Source organism: Rhodanobacter sp. FW104-R8, assembly GCF_001617365.1.
GTDB lineage: Bacteria > Pseudomonadota > Gammaproteobacteria > Xanthomonadales > Rhodanobacteraceae > Rhodanobacter.
Genome location: NZ_LVJR01000121.1, coordinates 26,308 through 50,935 on the forward strand (window position 1 = coordinate 26,308; position 24,628 = coordinate 50,935).

Annotated in this window: 26 protein-coding genes; 5 read left to right on the forward strand and 21 right to left on the reverse strand. The window is 71.2% G+C overall.

The annotated features are described in order from the left end of the window. Positions 1 to 15: 15 nt before the first annotated feature. The 3 genes from RHOFW104R8_RS15950 to RHOFW104R8_RS15960 all read right to left on the reverse strand — a co-directional run bounded on the left by RHOFW104R8_RS15950 (position 16) and on the right by RHOFW104R8_RS15960 (position 2,058). The gene (locus tag RHOFW104R8_RS15950) at positions 16 to 1,305 is read right to left on the reverse strand and encodes an NAD(P)/FAD-dependent oxidoreductase (RefSeq protein ID WP_068097312.1); all 1,290 of its coding nucleotides are present in this window, start codon (positions 1,303 to 1,305) and stop codon (positions 16 to 18) included. Positions 1,306 to 1,397: 92 nt separating this feature from the next. Beyond that, the gene (locus RHOFW104R8_RS15955; RefSeq protein WP_235604410.1) at positions 1,398 to 1,838 is read right to left on the reverse strand and encodes a DUF302 domain-containing protein; all 441 of its coding nucleotides are present in this window, start codon (positions 1,836 to 1,838) and stop codon (positions 1,398 to 1,400) included. A 13-nt stretch (positions 1,839 to 1,851) separates the two neighbouring features. Next, on the reverse strand, positions 1,852 to 2,058 hold the full coding sequence (locus RHOFW104R8_RS15960) for a DUF2892 domain-containing protein (protein ID WP_068097318.1): 207 nt from the start codon (positions 2,056 to 2,058) through the stop codon (positions 1,852 to 1,854). Between the two features lie 156 nt (positions 2,059 to 2,214). Between RHOFW104R8_RS15960 and RHOFW104R8_RS15965 the strand changes: the two genes are divergently transcribed. Further along, on the forward strand, positions 2,215 to 2,601 hold the full coding sequence (locus tag RHOFW104R8_RS15965) for a helix-turn-helix transcriptional regulator (RefSeq protein ID WP_068097320.1): 387 nt from the start codon (positions 2,215 to 2,217) through the stop codon (positions 2,599 to 2,601). A 9-nt stretch (positions 2,602 to 2,610) separates the two neighbouring features. On the opposite strand, the gene RHOFW104R8_RS15970 is transcribed toward RHOFW104R8_RS15965, so the two are convergent. The 13 genes from RHOFW104R8_RS15970 to RHOFW104R8_RS16030 all read right to left on the reverse strand — a co-directional run bounded on the left by RHOFW104R8_RS15970 (position 2,611) and on the right by RHOFW104R8_RS16030 (position 15,491). Continuing rightward, entirely contained in the window at positions 2,611 to 3,270 is a 660-nt protein-coding gene (locus tag RHOFW104R8_RS15970; protein WP_068097323.1) for a hemolysin III family protein, read from the reverse strand. A 67-nt stretch (positions 3,271 to 3,337) separates the two neighbouring features. Beyond that, positions 3,338 to 4,546 carry a beta-ketoacyl-ACP synthase I gene (gene fabB / locus RHOFW104R8_RS15975; protein WP_068097325.1) on the reverse strand — a complete coding sequence of 403 codons (1,209 nt, stop codon included), beginning with the start codon at positions 4,544 to 4,546 and terminating at the stop codon, positions 3,338 to 3,340. Position 4,547: 1 nt separating this feature from the next. Next, a complete protein-coding gene (gene fabA / locus RHOFW104R8_RS15980) occupies positions 4,548 to 5,063 on the reverse strand; it encodes a 3-hydroxyacyl-[acyl-carrier-protein] dehydratase FabA (RefSeq protein ID WP_068097328.1) in 516 nt (171 codons plus the stop codon). 65 nt (positions 5,064 to 5,128) lie between these two features. After that, entirely contained in the window at positions 5,129 to 6,613 is a 1,485-nt protein-coding gene (locus RHOFW104R8_RS15985) for an L-aspartate oxidase (protein ID WP_068097332.1), read from the reverse strand. Then, positions 6,610 to 7,635 carry a quinolinate synthase NadA gene (nadA, locus tag RHOFW104R8_RS15990; RefSeq protein WP_068097335.1) on the reverse strand — a complete coding sequence of 342 codons (1,026 nt, stop codon included), beginning with the start codon at positions 7,633 to 7,635 and terminating at the stop codon, positions 6,610 to 6,612. Before nadA ends, RHOFW104R8_RS15985 begins: the two co-directional genes overlap by 4 nt. Before the next feature lie 135 nt (positions 7,636 to 7,770). Then, a complete protein-coding gene (locus RHOFW104R8_RS15995) occupies positions 7,771 to 8,208 on the reverse strand; it encodes a putative zinc-binding protein (RefSeq protein WP_068097338.1) in 438 nt (145 codons plus the stop codon). Next, the gene (locus RHOFW104R8_RS16000) at positions 8,205 to 9,458 is read right to left on the reverse strand and encodes a hypothetical protein (RefSeq protein WP_068097341.1); all 1,254 of its coding nucleotides are present in this window, start codon (positions 9,456 to 9,458) and stop codon (positions 8,205 to 8,207) included. The genes RHOFW104R8_RS15995 and RHOFW104R8_RS16000 overlap by 4 nt, the downstream gene beginning before the upstream one ends. Further along, a complete protein-coding gene (locus RHOFW104R8_RS16005) occupies positions 9,439 to 9,723 on the reverse strand; it encodes a DUF2249 domain-containing protein (RefSeq protein WP_068097440.1) in 285 nt (94 codons plus the stop codon). Before RHOFW104R8_RS16005 ends, RHOFW104R8_RS16000 begins: the two co-directional genes overlap by 20 nt. 65 nt (positions 9,724 to 9,788) lie before the next feature. Then, a complete protein-coding gene (locus RHOFW104R8_RS16010) occupies positions 9,789 to 11,039 on the reverse strand; it encodes an alginate export family protein (protein ID WP_068097344.1) in 1,251 nt (416 codons plus the stop codon). Between the two features lie 200 nt (positions 11,040 to 11,239). Next, positions 11,240 to 11,812 carry an SCO family protein gene (locus tag RHOFW104R8_RS16015; protein WP_068097347.1) on the reverse strand — a complete coding sequence of 191 codons (573 nt, stop codon included), beginning with the start codon at positions 11,810 to 11,812 and terminating at the stop codon, positions 11,240 to 11,242. A gap of 10 nt (positions 11,813 to 11,822) precedes the next feature. Continuing rightward, the gene (locus tag RHOFW104R8_RS16020; protein WP_068097352.1) at positions 11,823 to 12,587 is read right to left on the reverse strand and encodes a formylglycine-generating enzyme family protein; all 765 of its coding nucleotides are present in this window, start codon (positions 12,585 to 12,587) and stop codon (positions 11,823 to 11,825) included. Between the two features lie 2 nt (positions 12,588 to 12,589). Further along, positions 12,590 to 14,116 (reverse strand): copper-containing nitrite reductase, encoded by a 1,527-nt coding sequence (gene nirK, locus RHOFW104R8_RS16025; RefSeq protein ID WP_068097354.1) that lies wholly within the window; start codon positions 14,114 to 14,116, stop codon positions 12,590 to 12,592. A 127-nt stretch (positions 14,117 to 14,243) separates the two neighbouring features. Further along, on the reverse strand, positions 14,244 to 15,491 hold the full coding sequence (locus tag RHOFW104R8_RS16030; protein ID WP_068097357.1) for an NnrS family protein: 1,248 nt from the start codon (positions 15,489 to 15,491) through the stop codon (positions 14,244 to 14,246). A gap of 198 nt (positions 15,492 to 15,689) precedes the next feature. On the opposite strand from RHOFW104R8_RS16030, the gene RHOFW104R8_RS16035 reads away from it, so the two are divergent. Genes RHOFW104R8_RS16035 through RHOFW104R8_RS16045 form a run of 3 tightly spaced genes read left to right on the forward strand, consistent with a single transcriptional unit; the run spans position 15,690 to position 19,484 of the window. Beyond that, the gene (locus RHOFW104R8_RS16035) at positions 15,690 to 16,451 is read left to right on the forward strand and encodes a glucose 1-dehydrogenase (protein ID WP_068097360.1); all 762 of its coding nucleotides are present in this window, start codon (positions 15,690 to 15,692) and stop codon (positions 16,449 to 16,451) included. 26 nt (positions 16,452 to 16,477) lie between these two features. Further along, positions 16,478 to 16,915 (forward strand): universal stress protein, encoded by a 438-nt coding sequence (locus RHOFW104R8_RS16040; RefSeq protein ID WP_068097363.1) that lies wholly within the window; start codon positions 16,478 to 16,480, stop codon positions 16,913 to 16,915. Between the two features lie 52 nt (positions 16,916 to 16,967). Beyond that, positions 16,968 to 19,484: a cation-translocating P-type ATPase gene (locus tag RHOFW104R8_RS16045; protein WP_068097365.1), complete on the forward strand. Its 2,517-nt coding sequence runs from the start codon at positions 16,968 to 16,970 to the stop codon at positions 19,482 to 19,484. 96 nt (positions 19,485 to 19,580) lie between these two features. Here RHOFW104R8_RS16045 and RHOFW104R8_RS16050 read toward each other — a convergent pair whose 3' ends face one another. Genes RHOFW104R8_RS16050 through RHOFW104R8_RS16070 form a run of 5 tightly spaced genes read right to left on the reverse strand, consistent with a single transcriptional unit; the run spans position 19,581 to position 22,988 of the window. Then, positions 19,581 to 20,003 (reverse strand): OsmC family protein, encoded by a 423-nt coding sequence (locus tag RHOFW104R8_RS16050; protein WP_068097368.1) that lies wholly within the window; start codon positions 20,001 to 20,003, stop codon positions 19,581 to 19,583. Positions 20,004 to 20,038: 35 nt separating this feature from the next. Next, a complete protein-coding gene (locus RHOFW104R8_RS16055; protein WP_068097371.1) occupies positions 20,039 to 21,418 on the reverse strand; it encodes an ATP-binding protein in 1,380 nt (459 codons plus the stop codon). Further along, the gene (locus RHOFW104R8_RS16060) at positions 21,415 to 22,089 is read right to left on the reverse strand and encodes a response regulator transcription factor (RefSeq protein ID WP_068097374.1); all 675 of its coding nucleotides are present in this window, start codon (positions 22,087 to 22,089) and stop codon (positions 21,415 to 21,417) included. The genes RHOFW104R8_RS16055 and RHOFW104R8_RS16060 overlap by 4 nt, the downstream gene beginning before the upstream one ends. A 48-nt stretch (positions 22,090 to 22,137) precedes the next feature. After that, a complete protein-coding gene (locus RHOFW104R8_RS16065; protein ID WP_068097381.1) occupies positions 22,138 to 22,689 on the reverse strand; it encodes a cytochrome b/b6 domain-containing protein in 552 nt (183 codons plus the stop codon). A gap of 26 nt (positions 22,690 to 22,715) precedes the next feature. Continuing rightward, positions 22,716 to 22,988: a PepSY domain-containing protein gene (locus RHOFW104R8_RS16070; RefSeq protein ID WP_063089599.1), complete on the reverse strand. Its 273-nt coding sequence runs from the start codon at positions 22,986 to 22,988 to the stop codon at positions 22,716 to 22,718. A gap of 160 nt (positions 22,989 to 23,148) precedes the next feature. Between RHOFW104R8_RS16070 and RHOFW104R8_RS16075 the strand changes: the two genes are divergently transcribed. Further along, complete coding sequence (locus RHOFW104R8_RS16075) at positions 23,149 to 24,540, forward strand: MBL fold metallo-hydrolase (protein WP_068097384.1); 1,392 nt, start codon at positions 23,149 to 23,151, stop codon at positions 24,538 to 24,540. Positions 24,541 to 24,628: the final 88 nt, after the last annotated feature.

Genomic DNA, 24,628 nt, shown 5'->3' on the forward strand with positions numbered 1-24,628 from the left:
GGGCGGCTGGCGTGCTCATTCGTCGCCCGTGCCGGGCCGGATGCGCGCGATGCCCAGGGCCTTCATCACGTATTTTTCGTAGACCGGCGTGGTGTTGCCGGTGCGGATCTTGCGCATGAAATATTTCTCGAACGCCACCTTGGCCAGGTGCACCCATTTGCCCTCGCGCGCCCAGGTCACGTTGCGCGGCGGGATCTGCGGCAGCGCCACGAAGGCGGCGCCGCTGTCGCCCATGTCGGCCAGGCACACCGCGTTCCAGGTCGCCTCGGCGGTGGCCGGGCGGCCCTCGATGTCGGCCTTGATGTTCGCGGCCAGCGTGCTGACCATCGACTCGATCATGAAGCCGGTCTTGGGGGCCCCGGTGGGCACCGGCGTGGCTTCCACCGGGGGAATCGCCACGCACACCCCGGCGGCGAACACGTTGCGGAAGGCGGGGTTGCGCTGGTGCCGGTCGATCAGCACGAAGCCGCGCGGATTGACCAGGCCCTCGACGCCGCGCACGGCGGCGACGCCGGTGAAGGCGGGAATCACCATCGAATACCGGAACGGCAGCGCATGCCGTTCCAGCGGCTGGCCATGCGCGTCGAGTTCGGTGGCGTGCAGGGTGGCGTCCTCGACCTTGTCGATCCGCGCGTTGCAGATCCACTTGATGTGGCGCTGGCGCAGTTGGCGCTCCAGCAGGCCCTTGGAATCGCCGATGCCGCCCAGCCCCATGTGGCCGATATACGGCTCGCTGGTGACGAAGGTCATCGGCACGCGGTCGCGCAACTGGCGCCGGCGCAGGTCGGTATCGAGGATCAGGGCGAATTCATAGGCCGGGCCGAAGCAGCTGGCGCCCTGCGCCGCGCCCACCACCACCGGTCCGGGATTCTTCAGGAACTCCTGGTAGGCCTGCCACGCGGTGGTGGCATGCGGCGTGGTGCAGACCGACTGGGTATGGCCGCCGAGCGGCCCCAACCCCGGGATCTCGTCGAACGCCAGCCGCGGGCCGGTGGTGACGACCAGGTAGTCGTAGGCCAGCTCGCGGCCATCCGCCAGCGTCACGCGGTTCTCCGCCGGGCACACCGCGCTGGCCGGCGAATCGATGAACTCGATGTCGTGCCGGGCCAGCGCGGCGGCCACCGGCACCTGCACGTCGGCCGGCTGGCGCCAGCCGATGCCGACCCACGGGTTGGACGGCGTGAACGAGAACTGTCCGCCCTCGCCCACCACCGCCACCCGGTGCGCCGCGCCGAGGGCGGCCTTGATCTCGTAGGCGGCGCTCATGCCGCCGATGCCTGCGCCAAGAATGATGATCTGCGACATGACATGGACTCCATGGTGGAGAAGGCGGCACGCCGTGCCGCAGGGACCGCACACCCGACAAGCTCGACCGGTCGTCGCCGGTCCGCGGCGAGTCAGCCGTGGCCGGCATCCCGCCGGCCTTTTCCGTCATCCCCGCCGCCGGCCTCATCGATGCTGCGCATGACCACCGCCTGCACCTCGCGGGCGACCTGCGCCAGTGCAGGGTCGGGCGAGAGCATGGCCAGCATCGCCACCGGCTCGATCATGCCGATCCGGGTGCCGCCCGCCTCCGTGTACACCGACACGCGGCAGGGCAGCGCCATGTTCAGCCGCATGTCGACGCCCAGCACGCGGGCCGCCTGACGCGGGTTGCACACCTCGAACACCTTGCACTCGTGCTCGAACGGGACGCCCTTGCCGCGCAAGGTGGCGCCGAGGTCGTGCACGTGCAGCACGCCAAAGCCGTTGCGGGCGATCGCCGCCTCCAGGTCGGCCGCGGCCTGGTCGAAACTCTTGGGTGTTTCCACGACGTAGTACATGGCTTGCCTCGACATGCGCTGGAACGACTCAGGAAGGGAAGGCGCAGCCGGGCTTCAGGCCCAGCTTGCGCAGCAGCATGGCCAGCGGGCAGAAGCCGGTGAACGAGGACTGCAGCAGGTTGGCGCCCACGAACACCGACAGCCAGATCCAGCCGGGCGCCACGAAATGCGCCAGCGCGATACCGACCAGCACGACGGTGCCGGCGAAGCCGAGAACGAGACGATCGACATTCATGATGCAACTCCCGATATGGGTTGAAACGGCCGCCGCGCCGGTGGCCATGGGTCCGCGCAATCCGTTTGCGAGGTGTTTACTAATTTAGACTTATCTTAATTAGAAGATTGTAGTAAAGTCAACCCGCGCAAGCGAACTTCCGAGAGAACCCGTCCGATGAACCTGCCCGCCAACGCCGATCTCAATCTCATGCAAGCGCGCGCCGAGGAAGCCACCCGGCTGCTGAAGGCGCTGGGCAACGCCCAGCGGTTGCGCGTGCTGTGCCTGCTGCTGGACGGCGAGATGCAGGTGAACCAGATCAACGAACGGCTGCCCGAGCTCAGCCAGTCGGCGCTGTCGCAGCACCTGGCGCGGCTGCGCGACGAAGGCCTGGTGAGTACCCGCCGCGAGGCGCAGAGCGTCTGGTATACCCTGCCCCAAGGCCCGGCCCACGACATCATGGCCACGCTCTACGGCATCTACTGCGCCACGGGCGGCGGCCGGCGCGCCGCGAAGAAGGCCTCCGCGCGCGCCTTGCACAACGGCCGGCGCGCCGGCGGCTGATCCGCGTACTCAGAACGCGTAGCGCAGCACCGCGACGTAGTGGCAGCCGGTGCCGGCGAGCACACACAGGTGCCAGATGAAATGGCTGTAGCGCAGCCGCTCGTGCAGCAGGAAGAACAGCACGCCCAGCGTGTAGGCCAGGCCGCCGCCGAACAGCCAGGCCAGGCCGCCCGGGGGCATGTGCTGCCACAGCGGCCGGATCGCGGCCAGGGCGGCCCAGCCCATCGCCACGTACAGCGCGGTGGACACGCGATGGAAGCGCGCCCCCACGACCAGCTTGAACACCACGCCGAGCACCGCGAAGCTCCAGATCACGCCGAGCATGGTCCAGCCCCAGCCGCCGCGCAGCACGCCCAGCGCGATCGGCGTGTAGGTGCCGGCGATCAGCAGGTAGATCGCCGCGTGGTCCAGCCGCTGCAGCGCCGCTTTGATGCGCACGTGCGCCACCGCGTGGTACAGCGTGGACGCCAGGTACAGCAGGATCGCGCTGCCGCCGAACACGGCCGCCGCCACCACCGCCATGGTGCCGCCATCGCGCAGCGCGCCGATGACCAGCACCGGCAGGCCGGCGATGGCCAGCAGCAGGCCGAGGCCGTGGCTGACGCTGTTGGCGATTTCCTCGCCGAAAGTGGAGTCGCGCGAGACGGCGGCCGCGGGTGTCGATGGCATGCGTGGATGCTCGCTGCAGTGGCGGGGCGCGGCCGCCGGTCCGGCGGCCGCAGGCAAGCCGGCGCGGCTACACGCTGGCGAACACCAGGCTGGCGTTGGTGCCGCCGAAGCCGAAGCTGTTGGACATCACCGTGCGCAGCGGGGCGGAGCGGGTCTCGCGCACGATCGGGAAGCCCTCGGCGCGCTCATCGAGCCGGTCGATGTTGGCGGAACCGGCGACGAAGCCTTCCTTCAGCATCAGCAGGCTGTAGATCGCCTCGTGCACGCTGGCCGCGCCCAGCGAGTGCCCGCTCAGCGCCTTGGTCGAGGACAGCAGCGGCACGTCGGTGCCGAACGTCTCGCGTACCGCCTGCAGCTCCACGATGTCGCCCAGTGGCGTGGCGGTGCCGTGGGTGTTGAGGTAATCGACCGGGCCGTTCACGCCGGCCAGCGCCATGCGCATGCAGCGCACCGCGCCCTCGCCGCTGGGCGCCACCATCTCGGCGCCGTCGGAGGTGACGCCGTAGCCGACCAGCTCGGCGTGGATGTTCGCGCCGCGCGCCTTCGCGTGCTCGTACTCCTCCAGCACCAGCATGCCGCCGCCGCCGGCGATGACGAAGCCGTCGCGGCCGCTGTCGTACGGGCGCGACGCCGCATGCGGCGTGTCGTTGTAGCTGCTGGAAAGCGCGCCCATCGCGTCGAACTGCGCGGTCATGCCCCAGTGCACTTCCTCGCCGCCGCCGGCGAACATCACGTCCTGCGCGCCGTGGCGGATCAGGTCGGCGGCCGCGCCGATGCAGTGCCCCGAGGTGGCGCAGGCGGCGGCGATCGAGTAGCTGAGGCCGAGGATGCCGAACGCGGTGGCCAGCGTGGCCGACACGGTGGAGCACATCGTGCGCGGCACCATGTACGGGCCGATCTTGCGCACGCCCTTCTCGCGCAGCAGGTCGCCGGTCTCGATCTGCCACTGTGCGGAACCGCCGCCGGAACCGGCGATCACGCCGATGCGCGGGTGGCGCACCTGCTCGATGGCCAGCCCGGCATCGGCGATCGCCGCGCGCATCGCCACGTAGGCGTACGCCGCCGCGTCGCCCATGAAGCGTTTCAGCTTGCGGTCGATCGCCGCCTCCAGGTCGATCTGCGGCACGCCGGCCACGTGGCTGCGCAGGCCGCGCGCGACGTAGTCGGGAATCGCGCGGATGCCGCTGCGGCAATCGCGCAGCGCCTGCGATACGGTCATCGGCAGGTTGCCCAGGCACGACACCATGCCCATCCCGGTCACCACCACGCGACGCATCTCAAAAGCCCTCGGTGGACTGGAACAGGCCCACGCGCATGTCGCTGGCCACGTAGATCAGGCGGTCGTCGACGAAGGTCTTGCCGTCGGCGATCACCAGCGCCAGCTTGCCGCGCATCACGCGGCGAATGTCGATCTCGTAGCGCACGCGCTTCGCGCTCGGCTTGACCTGCCCGGTGAATTTCACCTGGCCCACGCCCAGCGCGCGGCCGCGGCCGGGTTCGCCCAGCCACGGCAGGAAGAAACCGCTGAGCTGCCACATCGCATCCAGCCCGAGGCAGCCGGGCATCACCGGATCGCCGAGGAAGTGGCAATCGAAGAACCACAACCGCGGATGGATATCCAGTTCGGCGTGGATCAACCCCTTGCCGTAGGCACCACCTTCGCTGGCGATCCGGGTGATGCGGTCGAACATCAACATCGGCGGCGCGGGCAGCCGCGCGTTGCCGTCGCCGAACAATTCGCCGCGGCCGCAGGCCAGCAGTTGCTCGTAGTCGAACGAGGAAGGACGTGTCATGGAAAACTCGCGGAGTGAGGAAGCCGCAGTGTGCTGGGTGGCCGTCGCAGGCGTCTTGATCCGGGTCAGCCGCGGCGGCGACGCGCCGTTTCCTCGTGGGACATATCGTCGCAGCCGCGGTCGGACCGGTCATGCGCACCGAGGCTGCGCCGGCGCAACCGGGCGGCGCGCAGCAGGGCCTTGGCCAGGCGCATCTGCCAGCCGGCACCCGCCGCCGCGGCGCAGGTGCGCCAGGCATCGCGCAACGCCGCCCCCTCGCGTACCGGTCCCGCCGCCTGCCACAGCAGCTCGCCCAGCGCGGCCTGTGCGTCCGCGGCCAGCGCGTCGCCGCGTTCGACCCAGCGATGCTCGCCGCCGGCGCCGGGCGACGGCGCGACCTGGGCCAGCACGGCACCGAGCCGGCGACCGCAGGCCACCGCTTCCAGCAGCGAATTGCTGGCCAGCCGGTTCGCGCCGTGCACGCCGTTGCAGGCCGCTTCGCCCACCGCGTACAGGCCGGGGAGCGTGCTGCGGCCATCCAGGTCGGTGGCCACGCCGCCCATGTGGAAGTGCGCCACCGGAGTGATCGGCAGCGGTACTCGGCGCGGATCCAGCCCGTGCGCCAGGCACGCCGCCAGCACGGTGGGGAAACGCACGCGCCAGTCGCCCTCGACCGCCGTCGCGTCCAGCCACACCCGCTCGCCCGTGCGCTGGGCCTGCCACACGCGCCGCGCCACCACGTCGCGCGGGGCGAGGTCGCCCAGCGGGTGCAGGCCGCGCATCAGCGGCGCGCCCGCGGCGTCGAGCAGGCGCGCGCCGGCGCCGCGCAGCGCCTCGGTGACCAAGGGCAGGCAGTGCCCGCCGACGTCCAGCGCGGTGGGATGGAACTGCACGAACTCCAGGTCGCGCGGCAGCGCGCCGGCGGCCAGTGCCAGGGCCAGCCCCGCGCCGTTCGCGCCGGGCGGATTGCTGGTATGCGCGAACAGCGCGCCGATGCCGCCGGTGGCCAACACCACCGCCGCGGCCTCGATCTGTTCATGGCGACCGCGCACGTCGCAGGTGCGCACGCCGGCCACGCGGCCGTCGCGCAGCAACAGCGCGTCGACGTCGACGCCGCCGCGCCACTGTATGTGCCCCGCTTCCTGCACCCGCGCGCGCAGGGCGCGCACCAGGGCGGCCCCGGTGGCGTCGCCGCCGGCGTGCACGATGCGCGCCGCACCGTGGCCGCCCTCGCGGCCCAGCTGAAGGCGCCCGTCGGCGGCATGGTCGAACGCCACGCCCTGCGCCTGCAGCCAGGCGATCGCCTCCGGCGCGACGCGGGTCAGCCAGTGCACCGCCGCCGCATCGTTGTGGCGGGCGCCGGCCTGCAGGGTGTCCTCGGCGTGCGCACCGGCGCTGTCGCGTTCGTCGACGGCGGCCGCGATGCCGCCCTGCGCCAGCGCGCTGGCGCTGCCGGTGCCGTCGTGCGCCCGGCACAGCAGGCGCACCGGCGCCGGCGCCGCGGCGAGCGCGGTGGCCATGCCGGCCACGCCGCCGCCGACCACCACGATGGGCAGGCGCGCGTGCCTCACACGGTCTCGCGCCGGCCCACCGCCAGCATGCGCTCCAGCGCGCGGCGCGCGCCCGCAATCGTGCCGGCGGGGATCTCGATGGCGTGCTTCATGTCGCGCAGCGCCGCATAGATGTTCGGCAGGGTGATGCGCTGCATGTGCGGGCACAGGTTGCACGGCTTGATGAACTCGGTGGCGGGGAATTGCGACTTGAGATTGTCGGCCATCGAGCACTCGGTGATCATCGCCACCCTGGCCGGCTTTTCGCGCGCCAGCCACTTGCCCATGGCGGTGGTGGAACCCACGAAATCGGCCTCGGCCAGCACCTCGGGCGAGCACTCCGGATGCGCCACCACCCGGGTGCCGAACTGCTCGCGCACGTGGCGCACTTCCTGCGCGGTGAACTTCTCGTGCACCTCGCAGCGGCCATGCCACAGCACCAGTTCCACCCTGGTCTGGCTGGCGACGTGACGGCCGAGGAATTCGTCGGGCAGGAAGATCACCCTGGCCGCGCCCATCGACTCGACCACCTGCACCGCGTTGGCCGAGGTGCAGATCGCATCGGACTCCGCCTTCACCGCGGCCGAGGTGTTGGCGTAGCTGACCACCGGCGCGCCGGGGTGCTGCGCGCGCAACGCACGCACGTCGGCGGCGGTGATCGACGAGGCCAGCGAGCAGCCGGCCTCCAGGTCGGGCAGCAGCACGGTCTTTTCCGGCGCGAGGATCTTCGCGCTCTCGGCCATGAAGTGCACGCCGCACACCACGATCAGGTCGGCGTCGCAATCGCGCGCCGCCTGCGCCAGGCCCAGCGAGTCGCCGGTGATGTCGGCCACGCCGTGGAAGATCTCCGGCGACTGGTAGCTGTGCGCCATGATCACCGCGCCGCGCAGCTTCTTCAGCTTGTTGATCGCGTCGATCCACGGCAGGTGCAGCGGGATCTCCAGGCAGGGCACCAGCGGTTCCAGGCGCTCAGCCAGCGCGGCGTACTCGTGTTCGAGCTCGTCGCGCCAGACCGGTACGGGCAGCGTTGCAGAGGCGGTCATCGTGATCGTTTTTCAGTGGGGAAAACGGATTGGCTCGGGCCGCCCCGGCGCGGTGCGGAGGAGGCGGGCTCGGACGGGGCGCTCATGGTGGCCGGCATCATGGTGGGCGATGGCATCGGCGCGCCTTGACCGGGATCAATCGCCGCCCCCTGCGGGCGGCAGGCGCCCGCGATCGTCAGGCCCGCGGGGGTGCCGCGCGGCCAGCGCATCGCGCAGCGCCTGCGCCGCCGGCAGCACCTCGGCGGCATACACCTGCTGCGCCTCGGCCGAGCTGAAATCGGCATGCAGGCGCTTCTTCACACCGTAGTCGGAAAGCACCAGGTGCGTGTCGGCGACCACCCCCGCCCGGGCCAGGCAGGCCGCCACGCATTTCAGCACGCAGCCATCCAGCGCGAGGATCGGCCGCCCGCGCTGCGCGGTGCGCACCAGGCCGGTCACGCCGCCGCCGACGCCGGCGATGCAGGACATCTCGGCCACGCCGGCACGATCCAGCGTCAGCGCCAGATGGTTGGTCATCTGCGCCGCGCTGGAGCAGCCGGAGCAGGCATAGACGAGCGGCAACCCGGCACTCATGGGCGGTACTCCACTTTCAGCAGGAAATCGTCGGCGCGCCGGCGCACGCCGCGCAGTGCCGACCATGCGGCCAGCCATGCCAGCAACAACGCCAGCCCGGCCGCGCAGGCCAGCCACGGCCGCGGCCACAGCACGGCGGCCGGCAACAGCAGCAGCGGCAGCTGCGCCAGCAGTACGCCGAACTTGTCGCCATCGGGCAGCAGGCGCTGCACGCCCGGCAGTTGCACGCCGCGGCCGCAGCGCCGGTGCAGCTCGATCCAGTCGACAAAGGGGACGATCTCCATGGCCATGCCGAGCAGCAGCAGCGGCAGCGCGATGCCCAGCCCCAGCGCGGCGGCCAGCAGGCCGCCGCGTGCGCCGAAGGCCAGCGCCGGCGCCGCCAGCGCCAGCGCGACCAGCCCGGCGCGCCAGCTCCACACCAACGGTCCGCGGCGCTGACGCGAGGCGCGCCACTGCAGCCACAGCGCGGCGATCACGAACAGCAGCGCGTGCAGTGCCACCGCGCCGGCCAGCCAGCGGCCGTCCGCGCCGGCCAGCCGCCCGCCGCCCGCGCCGAGCAGGGCCAGCCAGGCGCTGCCCAGCCACAGCGCCTGCACCCGCGCATCGACCGCGGCGGTGCCCTGGAACATCGGCATCACCACCCGCGCCACGCTGGCCAGCAGCACGATCACCCAGCCCAGCACGCCCCAGCCGGCATGCACGTCCACCCACGCCGGCGCCGGCGGCATCCACCGGCCGGCCAGACCCAGCGCCAGCACGCCGCCGAGCAGCGCGACCGCCATGCCCGTGCCGATCGCCGCGCCGATGCCGGCGCGCAGCAGCCGCTGCCCCGCCGCCTGTACCAGGCCGGGCAGGGTCATCGCGGCCAGCGTCGCGAACGCCAGCGGCAACAGCACGCCGGCGCCGAGCAGGCCGCCGCGCCAGCCCTGGTGCAGCCCCGCCACCAGCAGCAGCACGCCGAGGTTGAACGCCGCATGCAGCGGTGGCCCGAGCCGCGCGCCGCCGCGGACCCGCACGCCGGCGGCCGCGGGCAGGAACTGCAGCACGCTGCCGAACATCACGTTGCCCAGCACGCCGAGCGCAAACACGTGCGCCAGCGCCAGCGTGCCCGGCTGCCAGCGCGTGCGCAGCAGCGCGTCGCCATCGACCAGCAGCAGCACGCCGGCGAGCATCCCCCACGGCGGCGCGCTCAGCAGGAAGCGCCGCGGCAGCGAGGCGGCGGGCGCGCGGTCAAGCGCCAGCCGCGCCATCGTCGTCCGGGCGGCGGATCAGCACGCGCGCGCCGCCGGCGGGCAGCGCGGATGCCGACGCGTGCAGCCCGCGTGCGGCCAGCGCGTCGAGCAGCGGCACCGGCAGCAGCGGGGTGAGCACCTGCACCGCCTGCCCCGGCGCCAGCGCATCGGCTGCCGCCAGCGCGCGCAGCATCGGTTCCGGCGACGGCAGCCGGCGCAGGTCCAGTTCGGGCGGTGCGCCGTGGTCGACGCGGCAACCGGGCGATGGCGGATCGGCTCGCATGGGCGTCATCTCAACGCAAGCGCCGCGCGGATGCGCTGACCTGCATCAGGCGCGGCGCCGGTCGCTCAGCGTGCGTCCGCCAGCGCCTGCCGCCCCTTCCATTCGAGCTGCAGCCACACCTTGGCGCTGTCGCGGCCGAAGCCGTCGGCGCGATAGTCCGCCAGCTTGACCAGGCCGCTCAGGCCCGCCGCCAGCGGGAAGCTCAGCGACGCGTTCCACTCGCTGCCGTAGCGGCCGCCGCGGTCGGCACGGTAGTCGTGCCAGGCCAGCGCCCAGCCCAGCTTGCCGGCGAAACCGCTGCGGCCGAGCTTGCCGGCGACGCTCGCGTAGCGGTCCTCCAGGCCGCCGGGCGGCGTCACCGCGAACTGGTCATCCCAGCCGTTGAACGCGTGCAGCGTGGCCAACGGCGTCTGCAGCGCATGGCGGCCGTTGCCGCCCAGATGTTCCCAGCCCAGCTTCGCGGTAATGCCGGCCTGGGTCCAGGCCGGTTCCAGCAGCCAGTAGTCATGGCCGAAGTGCAGCGGGTTGTTGGCGTAGTCGTCCTGCCGCGCCGCCTCCAGCGTCCAGCCCGGACCGTTGCCGCCACGCAGGGCGCTGCCGCTCCAGCGCACGCCCCAGGTGGCGGTGGACGCGCTGGCCACGTCGCGGTCCTCGTGCAGGTAGGCATAGCCCGTCCACTGCTGCGCGCCCTGCGTCCAGGCGAGGTTGAGCAGGTGCGTGTCCAGCCGGCGCTCGCGCGCCGGCGGGCTGAGCGCGTCGGGGCCGGCCACCCGGTGCACGCGGTCGAGCCAGGCGTAGCGCACGTTCAGCGCCGACAGCGGCTGCCATTGCAGCGACAGCGCATCGAAGGTCTGCTCGTACTGGCGCCAGCCGCTGTTGCCGACCCAGCGCTGGTTGTCCAGCAGCAGGCGCTGGCGGCCGAGGATCGCGCCGAACGTGCCGTTCTGCCAGCCCAGCCAGGCCTGGTTGAGTTCGCCGCCGTGCGGGTCGGTGATCGCCGGGTACTGCGTGCGGCCATTCGCGCCGCTGTTGTAGTGCTCACCGGCGCTGGCCACGCCGGCGCCTTCCAGCAGCCCGCTCCAACCGCTGCCGAAGTTCGCGCGCAGGCCCAGCCGCAGGCGCAGGGTATCGGCGCGCGCGTCGCGGCTGAAGGCATCGTCGTCGACCTGCTCGTGGCGCAGACGCGCGTCCCATTCCAGCTGCAGCGGCGCGCTGGCCGGCGTCGCCGACAGGTTGTCGGCACTGGCCCGGGTCGCTGGCGCGGCTGTTGCAGCCAGCAGGCAGGCGACGGGAAGCAGCTTGCGTGTCATGTTCATCGTGTGACCCCTTGTGGACTGCGCGCAGTCTGCGCATGCCGGGGCGGCACGGGCTTGACCGCGGTCAGCCGGTCGTCACGAAAGCGCCGACTGTGACAACACGCCACGCGGGCACACACGAACACGCCGCCATGACGGCGGCGTGTTCGTGGGGCGACGGATCGTTGCAGGACGTATGGACGTCCATTTGCCGGTGCGGCTCACGGCGCGACGGCTGTCTCGTTGACGGCCTTGACGAAGGCCGGATCGAGCCGGCCGATCACCGTGGTGCGCGCCGCGATGCGGCCCTCGGCATCGAGCAGGATCAGCTCGCTGCTGTGGTTGAATTCGCCGTCCGGCAGGCGCCGGTACTGCAGGCCAAGCACGCCGGAGAGCTGGCGCACCTGCGCGGGCTCGGCCCGGGCCAACGTCCAGATGCGCGGATCGAGCTTGCGCTTCTCGGCGTAGGCATGCAGCGTGGCCACGTCGTCCCTGGCCGGGTCGAAGCTCACCGCCAGCAGGTCGATCCGCGAACGGGCCGCCGGGTCCAGCGCGTTGCGGGTCAGCCGCAGGCTGTCGATGATCATCGGGCAGACCATCTGGCACGAGGTGTAGAACATCGTCACCAGCTGCGGCCGGCCGCGCCGGGCGGCCAGCAGCTGCGGCCGGCCGTTCTGGTCGGTGAGCTGCACCGCCAGCTGGTAGACCGAATCGCCGGGCAGCGGCGTGGCGGCCCGCGCGGTGGCGCCGCCGAACAGCAGCAGCATCGCGAACAGGGGCAACAGGCGTTTCATGGCGTATTCCTCACTCGGACTTCGCGCAGCGGAAGCCCATGTTGTTGGTGGTGTCGGACGCCTTCAGCGCGGACAGCATCGCGATGCGCATCAGCACCGCGTAGTTCTCCTTCTCCTGCAGGCTGATCGCGCCGGCGCCGCAGAATTTCAGCAGATCGGGATCGCCCTGCTGGCGGCTGTCGCTGGCGACCATCAGCGCGTTGAAGTCGTCCACCCATTCCCACACCAGGTTGTTGAGATCGCGCACGCCGTAGACGTCGGGCGGGCCGCCGACGGCCGGCAGCGCCGCGCTGGAGGGGCGCGAGTACCAGCCGAGGATGCCCTCGCGCCAGGCCGGATCGGCGCGGGCGTCGCGGCGGGTGGCATCGGCCGCCGCCGCGTACTCCCACTCGTACCAGCTCGGCAGGCGCGCCTGCTCGCTCTCGCAGTACGCCTGCGCGGCGAACCAGCTGACCCGGGTGACGGGCTGTTGCGGCAGCGCCTGCTCGCCCAGCGTGTCGGCACCGGTCCAGTGGCTGAGGTAGCGCGCGTCGGCCAGGATGCTGGCGACGCGGTCGCGCCGCCATTGCGGATGGGCCTTCACGAAGGCCAGGAACTCGGCGTTGGTGACCGGCTCGGTGCGCAGGCGGAACGGCGCCACCTGCGCCGCTGCCGCCTTGCCGTCCGCCGGCAGCACGCTGCTGAAACTGCCTCCCGGCAGGGCGGCATAGTCCGCCGCCGCCACCGGGAGTGCCAGCACCAGGCCGAACCACGCCAGTGCCAGTCGAACGCGCATCGTCAGTGCCCCGCCGCCGGTGCGGGGGTCGCCGCGGCACGCGCCTTGGCCACCTCGTCCTTGCTGAACTGGCCACCGGGGTTGCCCCAGCTGTTCAGCACGTAGGTGAGGATGTTGGACACCTCGTCATCGGTCAGCTGGCTCATCGGCGGCATCACCGAGTCGTACTCGTGCCCGTTGACGGTGACCTTGCCGGTCAGGCCGTGGGTGACGATGGTCATCGCCCGCTTCGGATCGGCCGCGAGCAAGTCCGACTTCGCCAGCGGCGGGAACACGTTGGGCAGGCCCTCGCCGTTCGCCTGGTGGCAGACCGAACAGGTGCCGGCGAACAGCTGCTTGCCCGCGGCGATCTGCTCGTCCTTGGTCAGCGTGCCGGCCGCATGCGCCTTCGCCGCCGTGCTCACCGCCTGCAGGTTGGCGCCGGCACGGTCGCCCAGGTACACCGAGTCGACCTCCTTGCCCGAGTAAATCGCCTTGTTCTCCGGGCCGTCCACCTTGAGGATGCCCAGCGCACCCTTGTTGAAGGCGCGGAAGATCGAGTGGTCGACCAGCACGTAGCTGCCCGGCACGTCGGTGTGGAACTCCACGATCGCGGCGCCGCCGGAGGGGATCAGCGTGGTCTGCACGTTGTGCTGCGCCACCGTGCCGCCCTCGGGCTGCACCTTGTCGAAGATCTCGCCGATCACGTGGAAGCTGGAGACCAGGTTCGGGCCGCCGTTGCCGACGAACAGGCGCACCTTCTGGTCGATCTTGGCGGTCAGCGCGTTGTCGCCGGTGATCGCACCTTCCCTGCCGTTGAACAGCACATAGGTCGGGTGCTCGTCGATCGCCTTCTCCATGTCGAACGGCTGGTGGCCCTTCTCGCGGTACTTGCCGGTGGTGTAGAAGTCGCCCTGCATCACGTAGTACTCGTGGTCGACCGGGCTGAGGCCTTCCGGCGGCTCGACCAGGATCAGGCCGTACATGCCGTTGGCGATGTGCATGCCCACCGGCGCGGTGGCGCAGTGGTAGACGTAGATGCCCTGGTTGAGCGCCTTGAAGGTGAACTGCGACTCATGCCCCGGCGCGGTGAAGCTCGACGCCGCGCCGCCGCCCGGCCCGGTCACGCCGTGCAGGTCGATGTTGTGCGGCATCTTGCTGTCCGGCGCGTTCTTCAGGTGGAACTCCACCGTGTCGCCCTGGCGCACGCGGATGAAGCTGCCCGGCACGGTGCCGCCGAAGGTCCAGAACGTGTAGCTCACGCCCTCGGAGATCGGCATCTCCTTCTCGACCACTTCCAGCTCGACGATGACCTTCGCCGGATAGTTGCGGTGGATCGGCGGCGGCACGTGCGGCGGGCTGGTCAGCACCGCGTGGATCGGCTCGCCCTGCGGCGGACCGAAGTCGCCGCGCTCGGAGGCGACCGAGGTGCTGGTGACCGGCGCGGTCGCATTGGCGGCCGGGCCGGAGGATGAAGCGGATGGTTTGCCTGAACAGGCTGCCAGCGCCAGCATGGCGGCAGCAGCGACGTAGAGGTATGGACGTGTCATGGAACGTTCTCCCTGGGTACTGGTGCCAGCGTAGGGAAACGTAACATGTTGCGTTTGACCTGAGTCAACCGACCTCCATTCGAAGCGCTTCTGCGTCACCCTGCCACAGCGGCGAAGCGCCCGGATTTCAGCCCGGCTTGCCGTCGATCCGCGGGGTCAGGTAGATCCATGCCGAGCGCAGCACCCACGGCAGGAACGCCAGCAGCCAGCCGTACGCGGCGATCACCAGCCAGAGGTAGACATCGCCACCCAATTCGGCGCGGATGCGCACCAGTGCCACCAGCTGCAGCAGCGCGAAACACAGCCAGGGGATCGCGCTCATTTCCAGCGGCCGGCCGGAATGGCCCTGGGTCACCCGGGTCACCATCGCCACCAGCATCGAGCCGAAATAGCCGATCGCCAGCGCATGCAGCGGCGCGCGGCCGAGGATGTGGTGGCCGCCCACGGCATAGACCACGTCCTGCACCGCGTACAGCACGAACGCCACCGGCAGCCACGCGAACGCCAGGTGCAGCACCGCCAGCAGTCCGGGGCGCATCGCCTTCCACGGCTGCCAGGCCAGCGCATGCCAGGCGAACACCAGCGCCAGCGGCACGTCCGCCAGCCACAGCCAGCCCAGCGCGCTGCGCCACTCCAGCAGCAGGTGCGCCAGCAGCAGCAGCCACACCACCTGCAGGCTCCAGCGCGGGCGCACCACGACGTAGCCCTTCGCCACGTTGCCGCTGAAGAACGGCAGCATGCGGTGGGTCACCGTGAAATAGATCGGCAGCAGCAGGCCGTAGGTGCCCAGCTTGATCGCCAGCAGCGCGCACTCCGCCGGCGCACCGAACAGGAAGGCCAGGAACACCGCCAGCCCCAGCGTGCCCAGCGTGAGCGCCGCCAGGCAGGATTTCGCGTGGTGCAGCTTGTCGTCGCCCCCGCGCAACACCCCGGCCAGCGTGACGACGCCGACCAAGTAGCCCGCCAGCATCAGCGCCACGCCCAGCCGCAGCAGCCACATCAGGTCGAGCAGGCCCACGTTCGCCAGCACGTAGCCGCCGAAGATGCCGCCGGCCACCGGCACGTAGCGCGAGCGCGGCAGCGCTGGCCGGCCCAGCCAGCGCGGGAACGTGGTCAGCAAGAAGCCGAACATGAACAGCGGGAACAGCCCGTACTGGATCAGCATCGCGTGCGCCCAGCCCGGCGGGATCGGCGGCTGCGGCCAGCCGGCCAGCCCGAAGCGCATCCAGGTCAGTTCCACCGCCCACCACGCCATGCTCAGCATCACCGCCACCGTGCCGGCGAAGAACAGCAACCGGTGCGGCGCGGAGGCCAGCAAGGCCGGCAGTTCGGCGAAGGTCGCCGGCTTCGCCGTCGACGTCGGTGATTCGGCCATGGTGTGCTCGCCTGAAATGAGAATGATTCGCCATGCTGACAGATCGCCGGAGGCGCTCGCCATGATTTGTATCAGACCCGCCGCCCGCAGGCGTGCGGGACGCCGCGGCCGCACGGACCCGCCGTGCAATTGACTCCGGTCAACGCCGACCCGTGCCGACTCGCGCACCCTGTCGGCATGCAACCGGGAGGCACGCTGATGGGCAGGCTCGATGGCAAGGTGGCACTGGTGACCGGCGGCGCCGTGGGCATCGGCGCCGCCTGCGCGGCGCGGCTGGCGGAGGCGGGGGCGCGGGTCGCCATCGTCGACCTGCACGGCGAACCGGGGCGGCAGCTGGCTGCCCGCCTCGGCGCGGCCGCGCGCTTTTTCCACGCCGACGTATCGGTGGAGGCCGAGGTGGTGGCGGCGGTCGCCGGCGCGGTGGCGGCGTTCGGACGTCTGGACGTCCTGGTCAACAACGCCGGCATCGCCGGAGCGAACAAGCCCACCCACGAACTCACCGAGGCGGAATGGGACCGGGTACAGGCGATCAACGTGAAGGGCGTGTTCTTCTGCACCAAGCATGCGATCGCGCCGCTGCGCGCGGCCGGCGGCGGCAGCATCATCAACCTGTCGTCGATCTACGGCCTGGTCGGCGCGGCGGACTCGCCGCCGTACCATGCGTCCAAGGGCGCGGTGCGGCTGATGAGCAAGACCGACGCGATGCTGTACGCGGCCGACCGCATCCGGGTCAACTCGATCCACCCCGGCTTCATCTGGACGCCGATGGTGGAGCAGCACCTCGCCTCGATGGGCGGCGACCCCGCGCAACACCGGCGCGAGGTCGGCGCACTGCATCCGCTCGGCCACCTGGGCGAGCCGGACGACATCGCGTGGGGCGTGGTCTATCTTGCCTCCGACGAATCGAAATTCGTCACCGGCAGCGAGCTGGTCATCGACGGCGGCTATACCTGCCGCTGACGCTTTCCCCCACGGAGTATCCCCTCATGTTCAAGCACATCCTGCTGCCCACCGACGGCTCCGAGCTGTCGCTGCGCGCGGTCGACACCGGCATCGAACTGGCGGCGCGGCTGGGCGCCCGCGTGCATGCCTTCCACGTGCTGGTGCCGTTCCCCGCCACCGTCTACTTCGCCGAGTTCATCCAGGCCAGCGAGGCGGCCTATACCCGCGAGGCGGTGGCCAACGCGGAAGGCTACCTGGCGGAGGTGCGCCGGCGGGCGGAAGCGGCCGGTGTCCCCTGCGAGAGCAGCCACGAAACGGATGCGCGCCCCTTCGCCGCCATCGTCGGCGCCGCCAGGAAGCACCAGTGCGACCTGATCGTGATGGCCTCGCACGGCTGGCGCGGCTTCGACCGGCTGCTGCTGGGCAGCGAAACGCACAAGGTGATCTTGAACGGCGACGTGCCGGTGCTGGTTTGCCGCTGAGCCGTTCCCGCGCGCCGCACGCCTTGCCGCCCGGCGCGCGGCGCAAACGCGCATGAGCGCCACCAGGCCGCCCCGCCCCGCCAACCTGGCCGGGCTGGACCCGGCGGAGGCCGCACGCCGGCTGGCCGAACACGGACCGAACCTGCTGCCCGGCAGCGCGCCGCGGACGCTGTGGTCGATGGTCGCCGGCGTGTTGCTGGAACCGATGTTCCTGATGCTGCTGGTGGCCGGCGGCCTGTACCTGGCGCTGGGCGACCGTGCCGAGGCGGCGTTCCTGCTGTCGTTCGTGTTCGTGATCATCGGTATCACGCTGGCGCAGGAGCGCAAGACCCAGCGGGCGCTGGAATCGCTGCGCGAGCTGTCCGCCCCGCGCGCGCTGGTGATCCGCGGCGGCGCGGAGATCCGCATCCCCGGCCGCGAGGTGGTGGTGGGCGACCTGCTGGTGCTGCACGAAGGCGACCGCGTCGCCGCCGATGCCGTGCTGCTGGACGGCCACCTGGACGTCAACGAGTCGCTGCTCACCGGTGAGGCGGTGCCGGCCACCAAGCTGCCGGGCGGGGAGGCCGGCCAGCTGTTCGCCAGCACCGTGGTGACCAAGGGCGTGGGCGTCGCCGAGGTGCATGCCGTGGCCGGCGCCACCGCGGTGGGCCGCATCGGCCAGGCGCTGGCCGATACCGTCGAACCGGTGTCCGGCCTGCAGCAGGCCTCGCGCCGGCTGATCCGCAATCTCACCGTCGGCGGACTGCTGCTCGCCGCGGCATATGCCCTGCTCGGCTGGCTGTGGGACGGCCACGGCCTGCTGCAAAGCGTGCTGGCCGGCATCGCGCTGACCATGGCGATCTTGCCGGAAGAGATCCCGGTGATCCTCACCGTGTTCCTCGCGCTGGGAGCGTGGCGGATCTCGAAGCAGAAGGTGCTGACCCGCCGCGTGCCGGCGGTGGAGGCGCTGGGCGCGATCTCGGTGCTGGCGGTCGACAAGACCGGCACGCTGACGCAGAACCGCATGCAGGTGGCCGAGCTGCGCCTGGTCGACGACAGCTGCCACGGCGAGGAGGCGGCTGAGCTGCCCGAGCCGTTCCACGAACTGGTCGAGTTCGCCATGCTGGCGACGCCGGCCGACCCGTTCGATCCGATGGAGAAGGCGATCCAGCAGTTCGGGCTGTACTGGCTCACCGATACCGAGCACGTGCACGCCGAGTGGGCGCCGGAATTCGAATACGCGCTGTCGCCCGACATCCTGGCGATGACCCACGTGTTCCGCGGCGACGCGCGCCACGCGCACCTGCTGGCCACCAAGGGCGCGCCGGAGGCGGTGATCGACCTGTGCCACCTGGGCGATGCCGACGCCGCGGCCATCCTGCGCCAGGTGGAGGCGATGGCCGAACGCGGCCTGCGCGTGCTCGGCGTGGCCCGCGGCGAATGGCAAGGCGCGGCATGGCCGCGCAGCCAGCACGATTTCGACTTCCGCTTCCTCGGCCTGGTCGGCTTCGTCGATCCGCCGCGCCCGGAAGTGCCGGTGGCGATCGCCGAATGCCGCGATGCCGGCGTGCGCATCATCATGATGACCGGCGACCATCCCGCCACCGCGCGCGCGATCGCCCGCCAGGTCGGGCTGAGCGAACGCGCCGAGGTCATCACCGGCGCGGAGATGGCCGTGCTGGACGACGCCGCGTTGCGCGAACGCCTGCGCCAGGTCGACCTGTGCGCGCGGCTCAAGCCCGAGCAGAAGCTGCGCCTGGTGCAGCTGCTGCGGGACGGCGGCGAGGTGGTGGCGATGACCGGCGACGGCGTCAACGATGCCCCCGCGCTGAAGGCCGCCGACGTCGGCGTGGCGATGGGCGAGCGCGGCACCGACGTGGCGCGCGAGGCGGCCGCGCTGGTGCTGCTGGACGACAGCTTCGCCAGCATCGTGGCGGCGATCCGCCAGGGCCGGCGCATCTACGACAACATCACCAAGGCCACCCGCTTCGTGTTCGCCGTGCACATGCCGATCATCGCCCTGGCGCTGGTGCCGACCCTGCTGCACTGGCCGGTGCTGCTGATGCCGGTGCACATCGTGCTGCTGGAGCTGCTGATCGACCCGGCCTGCTCGGTGGTGTTCGAGGCCGAACCCGCCGCCGCCGACATCATGCGGCGACCGCCGCGCGCGCCATCGGATTCCCCGTTCGCCGCTGCCAACCTGCGCCATGCGGTGATCCAGGGGCTCGGCTTCGCCGGCATCCTGCTGCTCGGCTACGGCCTGCTGCTCGGTCGGGGCCTCGACGCCGCGCAAGGCCGCAGCGCGGTGTTCATCGCCCTGGTGCTCGGCCTGTTCCTGCTGACCCTGGCCAACCGCGACGTGTCGCGCCCCGCACTGAGCCGCATGCCAGCGCGCAACCCCTGGCTGCCACGGATGTTCGGCGGCGTGGCGCTGATGCTGGCGATCGTGGTCGGAGTGCCGTTCTTCCGAGGCGTGATGGGGCTGACGGTGCCCGGCACGTTCATACTGCTCGCTACCGCCGGCATGCTGGCCGCCGCCATCGCCTGGCTGGAACTCTTGCGCCGCACGACGCGCGGCAACCTGCGCTAGGCCGTGGCGCACTGAGGTGGCTGCGCACCCCGACGTGCCGCGCGCAGCGGAGGCGATTACGCCAGTCGCACAACGAGTCCACCGCCCGGCGGCGGCTCAACCCGCCCGCCGCAGCACGCCGGAAAGGCGGGTGCCCGGCGCCACCGTGTTGAACACCGTTCCGTACTTGCGCACGTTGTCGTGCAGCAGGATGAGCCGCTGCTCGCTCTCGTCGCTGTCCACCAGGATCTCGTAGTCGATTGATTCCAGGCGCGGCGGCACGTCCTGGCGCACGCCATGCACGCGCACCTCGACCCCGCGCAACTGGAACTGCAGGATCGGCGTGACCCGCTCGATGCCCTTGATCATGCAGGCCGACACCGCGGCCAGCAGCAGTTCGGCGGGATTGAACGCATCCATGCGGCCGGCCAGGTCGGTGTCCAGCAACGGTTCGGCATCCTTGCAGCGGGCGACGCCTCCGTGGGCGTCGGTTCGACGTGCGGTGACCTGGCAAGTCAGCTTGCGGGTAGTTTCAGTCATGGGATCCTCCGCGGGCATCCATGGGGCCCAGTTGCTCAGACATAGTCGGGCGCATGCGGCGCAAGGGTCGCGACGCGCGGAAGGCTCAGGCTGACCCGCGCTCCGCCCAGGGCGGAGCGGCCGAAGGCGAGCTGGCCGTGGTGCAGGTCGACGATCGCCTGCGCGATCGACAGGCCCAGCCCGCTGCCCTCGCCCAGGCTGCCCTCGGGACGGTGGAAGCGTTCGCCCAGCCGCGAGGTGTCGGTGGACGCAAAGCCGGTACCGTTGTCGTCCACCTCGAGGGTGACCCGGTCGGCATGGCCGCCGACGCGCACGCTGACCCGGCCGTGCTCGGGCACGTGGCGCAAGGCGTTGTCGAGCAGATTCTGCACCACGATGCAGAGCAGGCCGCGGCTGCCCTGCACGAAGTCGTTGCCTTCGTGATCCAGCGACAGCTCGATCGAGCGCGCCGCCGCGCGTTCGCTGACGTCGCACAGGGCGGCTTCGGCCACGCTCGCCAGGCGCAGGCGGCCGGCGTCGTCCAGCTCGGCCAGTTTCTCGACGCGTGCCAGCAGCAGCAGTTGGGTCACCAGCCGCTGCATGCGGTCGAGCGCCTCCTGCGCGCGCTGCAGGTGCCCCGCGCGGGTGGCCGCATCGCCGCCGCGTCCGGCGAGGTCCAGTTCCAGCCGCAGCGCCGCCAGCGGGTGGCGCAACTCGTGGGCGGCGTCGGCGGTGAAGCGGCGCTCGTGCTCCAGGCTGAGCTTGAGGCGATCGACCAGCTGGTCGATCGCCTCGGTGAACGGCGCCAGCTCGACCGGTACGCGTTCGTCGGTGAGCGTGACCGTCATCGGGCTGGCGCCGGCGGACAGGCTGCGGGTCAGCTTGCGCAGCGGTTTCAATCCACTGCGCAAGCCGGCGAACACCGTCGGCGGCACCAGCACCAGCAGGGCGAGCAGCGCCAGCAGCGCCGGCACCACCAGCTTGCGCATCAGCTCGTCGCGCTCGTCCAGCGGCGCCGCCACCTGGATCCAGTATTGCCGCTGCGCATCCCAGCGCTGGAATACCCGCCAGCGCCGCTGCCCGTAGACGACCGAATGAAAGTGCGCATCGCCCGGATCGAAGCTCAGCGCGGGCAGTTCGGTGCTGCGGACCAGCAGCCTGCCAGCGGCATCGCGCACGGTGATGGCGGGCCGATGCGCAGTGGCATCGGAATCCAGTGCCTGCCGGTCCGGCAGGCGCGCCGCCACGCCCGGCGCCGGCGTGGCCGGCATCACCGCGAACACGCTGGCGGCGGTGCGCACCAGCATCTGGTCGAAGATCTCGTCGACCTCGTGCAGGCTGCGCCAGGCCAGCCAGCCGCCGGCGGCGCACCACACCAGCACGATGCCGGCCACTAGCCGCAGCACCAGCCGCCGGTTGAGCGAGGGGCGGATCATGCGGCCTGCCCGCCAGGCGGGTCGATCGCATAGCCGATGCCGCGCAAAGTGCGGATCCAGCCCGGCCCCAGCTTGTGGCGCAAATGGTGGATGTGCACTTCCACCGCATTGCTGGCCACCTCGCGGTCCCAGCCGTACAGCGCATCCTCCAGTTGCTCACGGGAGTACGCGCGCCCGGGATGGCGCACCAGCATTTCCAGCAGCGCGTACTCGCGCGCGGTCAGCTCCAGCGCCGCGCCGGCCAGCGTGGCGCTGCGTGCGGCCTGGGTGACTTCAAGCTCGCCCACGCGTATCGCCGGCTCGACCTGGCCGTCGGCTCGGCGCAGCAGTGCGCGCAGGCGGGCGGCGAGTTCGTCCAGGTGCACCGGCTTGACCACGTAATCGTCGGCGCCGGCATCCAGCCCGGCGACCCGGTCCGACAGCTCGTCGCGGGCGGTCAGCAGCAGCACCGGGGTGGCATCCCGGCGCAGGCGCATGCCGGCGATGATGGCCGGCCCGCTGCTGCGCGGAAGATTCCAGTCCAGCACCGCGGCGGCGTAGGCGGTGTCGGCCAGCGCGGCGGCGGCCTGGTTGCCGTCGGTGATCCAGTCCACCGCATAGCCGAGCTGGCGCAGGCCATCGGCCAACGCCCGCCCCAGTGCCTGGTCGTCCTCGGCTAGCAGGATGCGCATGGCGTGATTCTATTCAGCGGCCCGCCTGCCAGCCGTGGCTGAGGCAATTCATCGCATCTTCCCGCCGCCGGCATCGTCCTGCTCCAGGGCGCGCTTGCGGCCGTGGATCATCGAGGCGACCAGGTTCTCGCCGTAATGCACGCTTTCGCCCACCGCCGCCAGCACGTGCACGCCGACCAGGGCCAGCACGCCGTAGGCCAGCACCTCATGCAGCTCCTCCAGCCAGCCGGTGCCGAAGAAGGCATCCGTTGTCTGAAGCCAGCCGGTGAGGCCCACCAGCAGCACGCCGGCGAGCAGGGCCAGGATCATCATCGCCGCGCCCGGGTTGTGCCCCAGCTGGCGCCGCGAACGCCCGACCAGGCGTTCGCGCAGGTAATCGCGCACGCGGCGCGGGCCGAGCACCCAGTCGCTGAAGCGCGCGTGCCGCGTGCCGACCCAGCCCCACGCGAAACGCACGGCGAGCAGGGCCAGCAGGGCGTAGCCGATCCCGCGGTGGACCAGCTCGCCGTCCTCGGTGAAGAAATTGGCGAGGAACAGGCCCGCCAGCGACCAGTGAAACACGCGTACCAGCGGATCCCAGACCTTGACCGTGGCGTTCATAGGCCTGTCCTCGCGCGGGTGCATGATCAGCCGCCCTTCTGCTTGACGATGCGGCCGTCGGTGGGGTCGAAGTAGATCTCCACCTTCTTGCCGGCCTTGTCCTTGCCGTAGATCTCGTAGCAGTTGCCCGAGACCTGGAACACCTTGATGGCGTAACCCTGGTCGAGGATCTTCTGCTTCATCGCCGCTTCGGTCAGCCACTGCGCACGCGGTGCGCTGGTGCATTGCGGTGCGGCGAAGGCGGACGCCGACAGCGCGGCCGCGGCAAGAAAGAGCGGTGCAACGAGTGAGCGTTTCATGGTGCGTCTCCGGTTTCGGCATGATTGCCTTGGGTGCCATTGCAGCCGGGACGGCTTATGCCAGTCTTAAGAACCCGGCATCCGGATTGACACCAGTCAGTACGCCGGCACGGGCTTGATGCGAGAGTCCGGCGAGCTGCATCCCTGAGGAAACATCCGCATGATCATCTACAGCTGCCACGGTGCCGCCAAGCAGGTCACCGGTTCCTGCCACCTGGTCACCTGCAACGACCGCCGCGTGCTGATCGACTGCGGCATGTTCCAGGGCAGCGACGAGGTCGAGCGGGCCAACGCCGAACCGTTCGGCTTCGACCCGGCCGGCATCGACGCGCTGCTGCTCACCCATGCCCACCTGGACCATTGCGGAAGGATTCCGCTGCTGGTGCGCCGGGGCTTCCGCGGCCGCATCCTCACCACCGCCGCCACCCGCGAGCTGGCCCGGGTGGTGATGCTGGACGCCGCCGGCCTGCAGGAAGAGGACGCGCGCCGCGCCCAGCGCAGCAACCGCCGCGGCGAGGCGGTGGCGCCGCCGCTGTATACGCTGGACGACGCGTTGCACGCACTGGATTTCTTCGGCCCGGATGTCGGTTACGGCGAAACCGTGCACGTCGTCGACGGCGTCAGCGCGTGCTTCCTCGACGCCGGCCACATCCTCGGCTCGGCTTCGGTGCTGCTTGAACTGGACGACGGCAGGCAGCGCCGCCGCATGCTGTTCTCCGGCGACCTCGGCAACCCGGGCCGCCCGCTGCTGCGCGACCCGACGCCCGCGCCGGCCGCCGACTACGTGGTGATGGAAAGCACCTACGGCGACCGCCCGCACCGCTCGGTGCCCGATTCCGTGGACGAGATGTACCGGGCCATCCGCGAGACGGTGAACCGCCGCGGCAACGTGGTGATCCCCACCTTCGCGCTGGAACGCACCCAGGAGATCCTCTACTACCTGCACCGCGGCATCGCGGGCGGCGCGATCCCGCAGCACGTGCGGGTGTTCCTGGATTCGCCGATGGCGATCTCCGCCACCGAGATCTTCCGCCGCCATCCGGAGTGCTTCGACGACGGCTTCCTGGACGAGCTGCGGCACGGCGACCCGTTCGCCATGCCCGGCCTGCATTTCACCCGCGAGACGGCCGAGTCGATGGCGATCAACAGCGTAGACGGCGGCGCGATCATCCTGGCCGGCTCCGGCATGTGCAACGGCGGCCGCGTGCGCCACCACCTCAAGCACAACCTGTGGCGCGAACGCAGCAGCGTGGTGTTCGTCGGCTATGCCGCCGAGGGCACGCTGGCACGGCGGATCATCGACGGCGCGGCCAGCGTGCGCGTGTTCAACGAGGAGATCCCGGTGCGCGCGCAGGTGTGGACGATCAACGGCTTCTCCGCGCACGCCGACCAGCCCTCGCTGCTGGCCTGGCTGGGCGACGCGCCGCGGCGCAAGGTATTCCTGGTGCATGGCGAACACGGCCGCGGCATGCAGGCGATGCAGGAGGTGCTGGCCGCGCGCGGCGTCGCCTGCCGGCTGCCCGGCCTGCACGAGCCGATCAAGATCGACTGAGCCACCGGCTGCCGCGGCAACGACCGCGCCCGCCCGCGCCGCGCGCATGCAGGGGCGCCGCCGCCCGGCCGCGCCCGCCATACCCGCC

What these genes read in the sequence shown, in the direction of transcription:
- RHOFW104R8_RS15950 (WP_068097312.1), bottom strand. Translation starts at nt 1,305, where the DNA reads ATGTCGCAGATCATCATTCTTGGCGCAGGCATCGGCGGCATGAGCGCC.
- RHOFW104R8_RS15955 (WP_235604410.1), bottom strand. Translation starts at nt 1,838, where the DNA reads ATGTCGAGGCAAGCCATGTACTACGTCGTGGAAACACCCAAGAGTTTC.
- RHOFW104R8_RS15960 (WP_068097318.1), bottom strand. Translation starts at nt 2,058, where the DNA reads ATGAATGTCGATCGTCTCGTTCTCGGCTTCGCCGGCACCGTCGTGCTG.
- RHOFW104R8_RS15965 (WP_068097320.1), top strand. Translation starts at nt 2,215, where the DNA reads ATGAACCTGCCCGCCAACGCCGATCTCAATCTCATGCAAGCGCGCGCC.
- RHOFW104R8_RS15970 (WP_068097323.1), bottom strand. Translation starts at nt 3,270, where the DNA reads ATGCCATCGACACCCGCGGCCGCCGTCTCGCGCGACTCCACTTTCGGC.
- fabB (WP_068097325.1), bottom strand. Translation starts at nt 4,546, where the DNA reads ATGCGTCGCGTGGTGGTGACCGGGATGGGCATGGTGTCGTGCCTGGGC.
- fabA (WP_068097328.1), bottom strand. Translation starts at nt 5,063, where the DNA reads ATGACACGTCCTTCCTCGTTCGACTACGAGCAACTGCTGGCCTGCGGC.
- nadA (WP_068097335.1), bottom strand. Translation starts at nt 7,635, where the DNA reads ATGACCGCCTCTGCAACGCTGCCCGTACCGGTCTGGCGCGACGAGCTC.
- RHOFW104R8_RS15995 (WP_068097338.1), bottom strand. Translation starts at nt 8,208, where the DNA reads ATGAGTGCCGGGTTGCCGCTCGTCTATGCCTGCTCCGGCTGCTCCAGC.
- RHOFW104R8_RS16000 (WP_068097341.1), bottom strand. Translation starts at nt 9,458, where the DNA reads ATGGCGCGGCTGGCGCTTGACCGCGCGCCCGCCGCCTCGCTGCCGCGG.
- RHOFW104R8_RS16005 (WP_068097440.1), bottom strand. Translation starts at nt 9,723, where the DNA reads ATGCGAGCCGATCCGCCATCGCCCGGTTGCCGCGTCGACCACGGCGCA.
- RHOFW104R8_RS16010 (WP_068097344.1), bottom strand. Translation starts at nt 11,039, where the DNA reads ATGAACATGACACGCAAGCTGCTTCCCGTCGCCTGCCTGCTGGCTGCA.
- RHOFW104R8_RS16015 (WP_068097347.1), bottom strand. Translation starts at nt 11,812, where the DNA reads ATGAAACGCCTGTTGCCCCTGTTCGCGATGCTGCTGCTGTTCGGCGGC.
- RHOFW104R8_RS16020 (WP_068097352.1), bottom strand. Translation starts at nt 12,587, where the DNA reads ATGCGCGTTCGACTGGCACTGGCGTGGTTCGGCCTGGTGCTGGCACTC.
- nirK (WP_068097354.1), bottom strand. Translation starts at nt 14,116, where the DNA reads ATGACACGTCCATACCTCTACGTCGCTGCTGCCGCCATGCTGGCGCTG.
- RHOFW104R8_RS16030 (WP_068097357.1), bottom strand. Translation starts at nt 15,491, where the DNA reads ATGGCCGAATCACCGACGTCGACGGCGAAGCCGGCGACCTTCGCCGAA.
- RHOFW104R8_RS16035 (WP_068097360.1), top strand. Translation starts at nt 15,690, where the DNA reads ATGGGCAGGCTCGATGGCAAGGTGGCACTGGTGACCGGCGGCGCCGTG.
- RHOFW104R8_RS16040 (WP_068097363.1), top strand. Translation starts at nt 16,478, where the DNA reads ATGTTCAAGCACATCCTGCTGCCCACCGACGGCTCCGAGCTGTCGCTG.
- RHOFW104R8_RS16045 (WP_068097365.1), top strand. Translation starts at nt 16,968, where the DNA reads ATGAGCGCCACCAGGCCGCCCCGCCCCGCCAACCTGGCCGGGCTGGAC.
- RHOFW104R8_RS16050 (WP_068097368.1), bottom strand. Translation starts at nt 20,003, where the DNA reads ATGACTGAAACTACCCGCAAGCTGACTTGCCAGGTCACCGCACGTCGA.
- RHOFW104R8_RS16055 (WP_068097371.1), bottom strand. Translation starts at nt 21,418, where the DNA reads ATGATCCGCCCCTCGCTCAACCGGCGGCTGGTGCTGCGGCTAGTGGCC.
- RHOFW104R8_RS16060 (WP_068097374.1), bottom strand. Translation starts at nt 22,089, where the DNA reads ATGCGCATCCTGCTAGCCGAGGACGACCAGGCACTGGGGCGGGCGTTG.
- RHOFW104R8_RS16065 (WP_068097381.1), bottom strand. Translation starts at nt 22,689, where the DNA reads ATGAACGCCACGGTCAAGGTCTGGGATCCGCTGGTACGCGTGTTTCAC.
- RHOFW104R8_RS16070 (WP_063089599.1), bottom strand. Translation starts at nt 22,988, where the DNA reads ATGAAACGCTCACTCGTTGCACCGCTCTTTCTTGCCGCGGCCGCGCTG.
- RHOFW104R8_RS16075 (WP_068097384.1), top strand. Translation starts at nt 23,149, where the DNA reads ATGATCATCTACAGCTGCCACGGTGCCGCCAAGCAGGTCACCGGTTCC.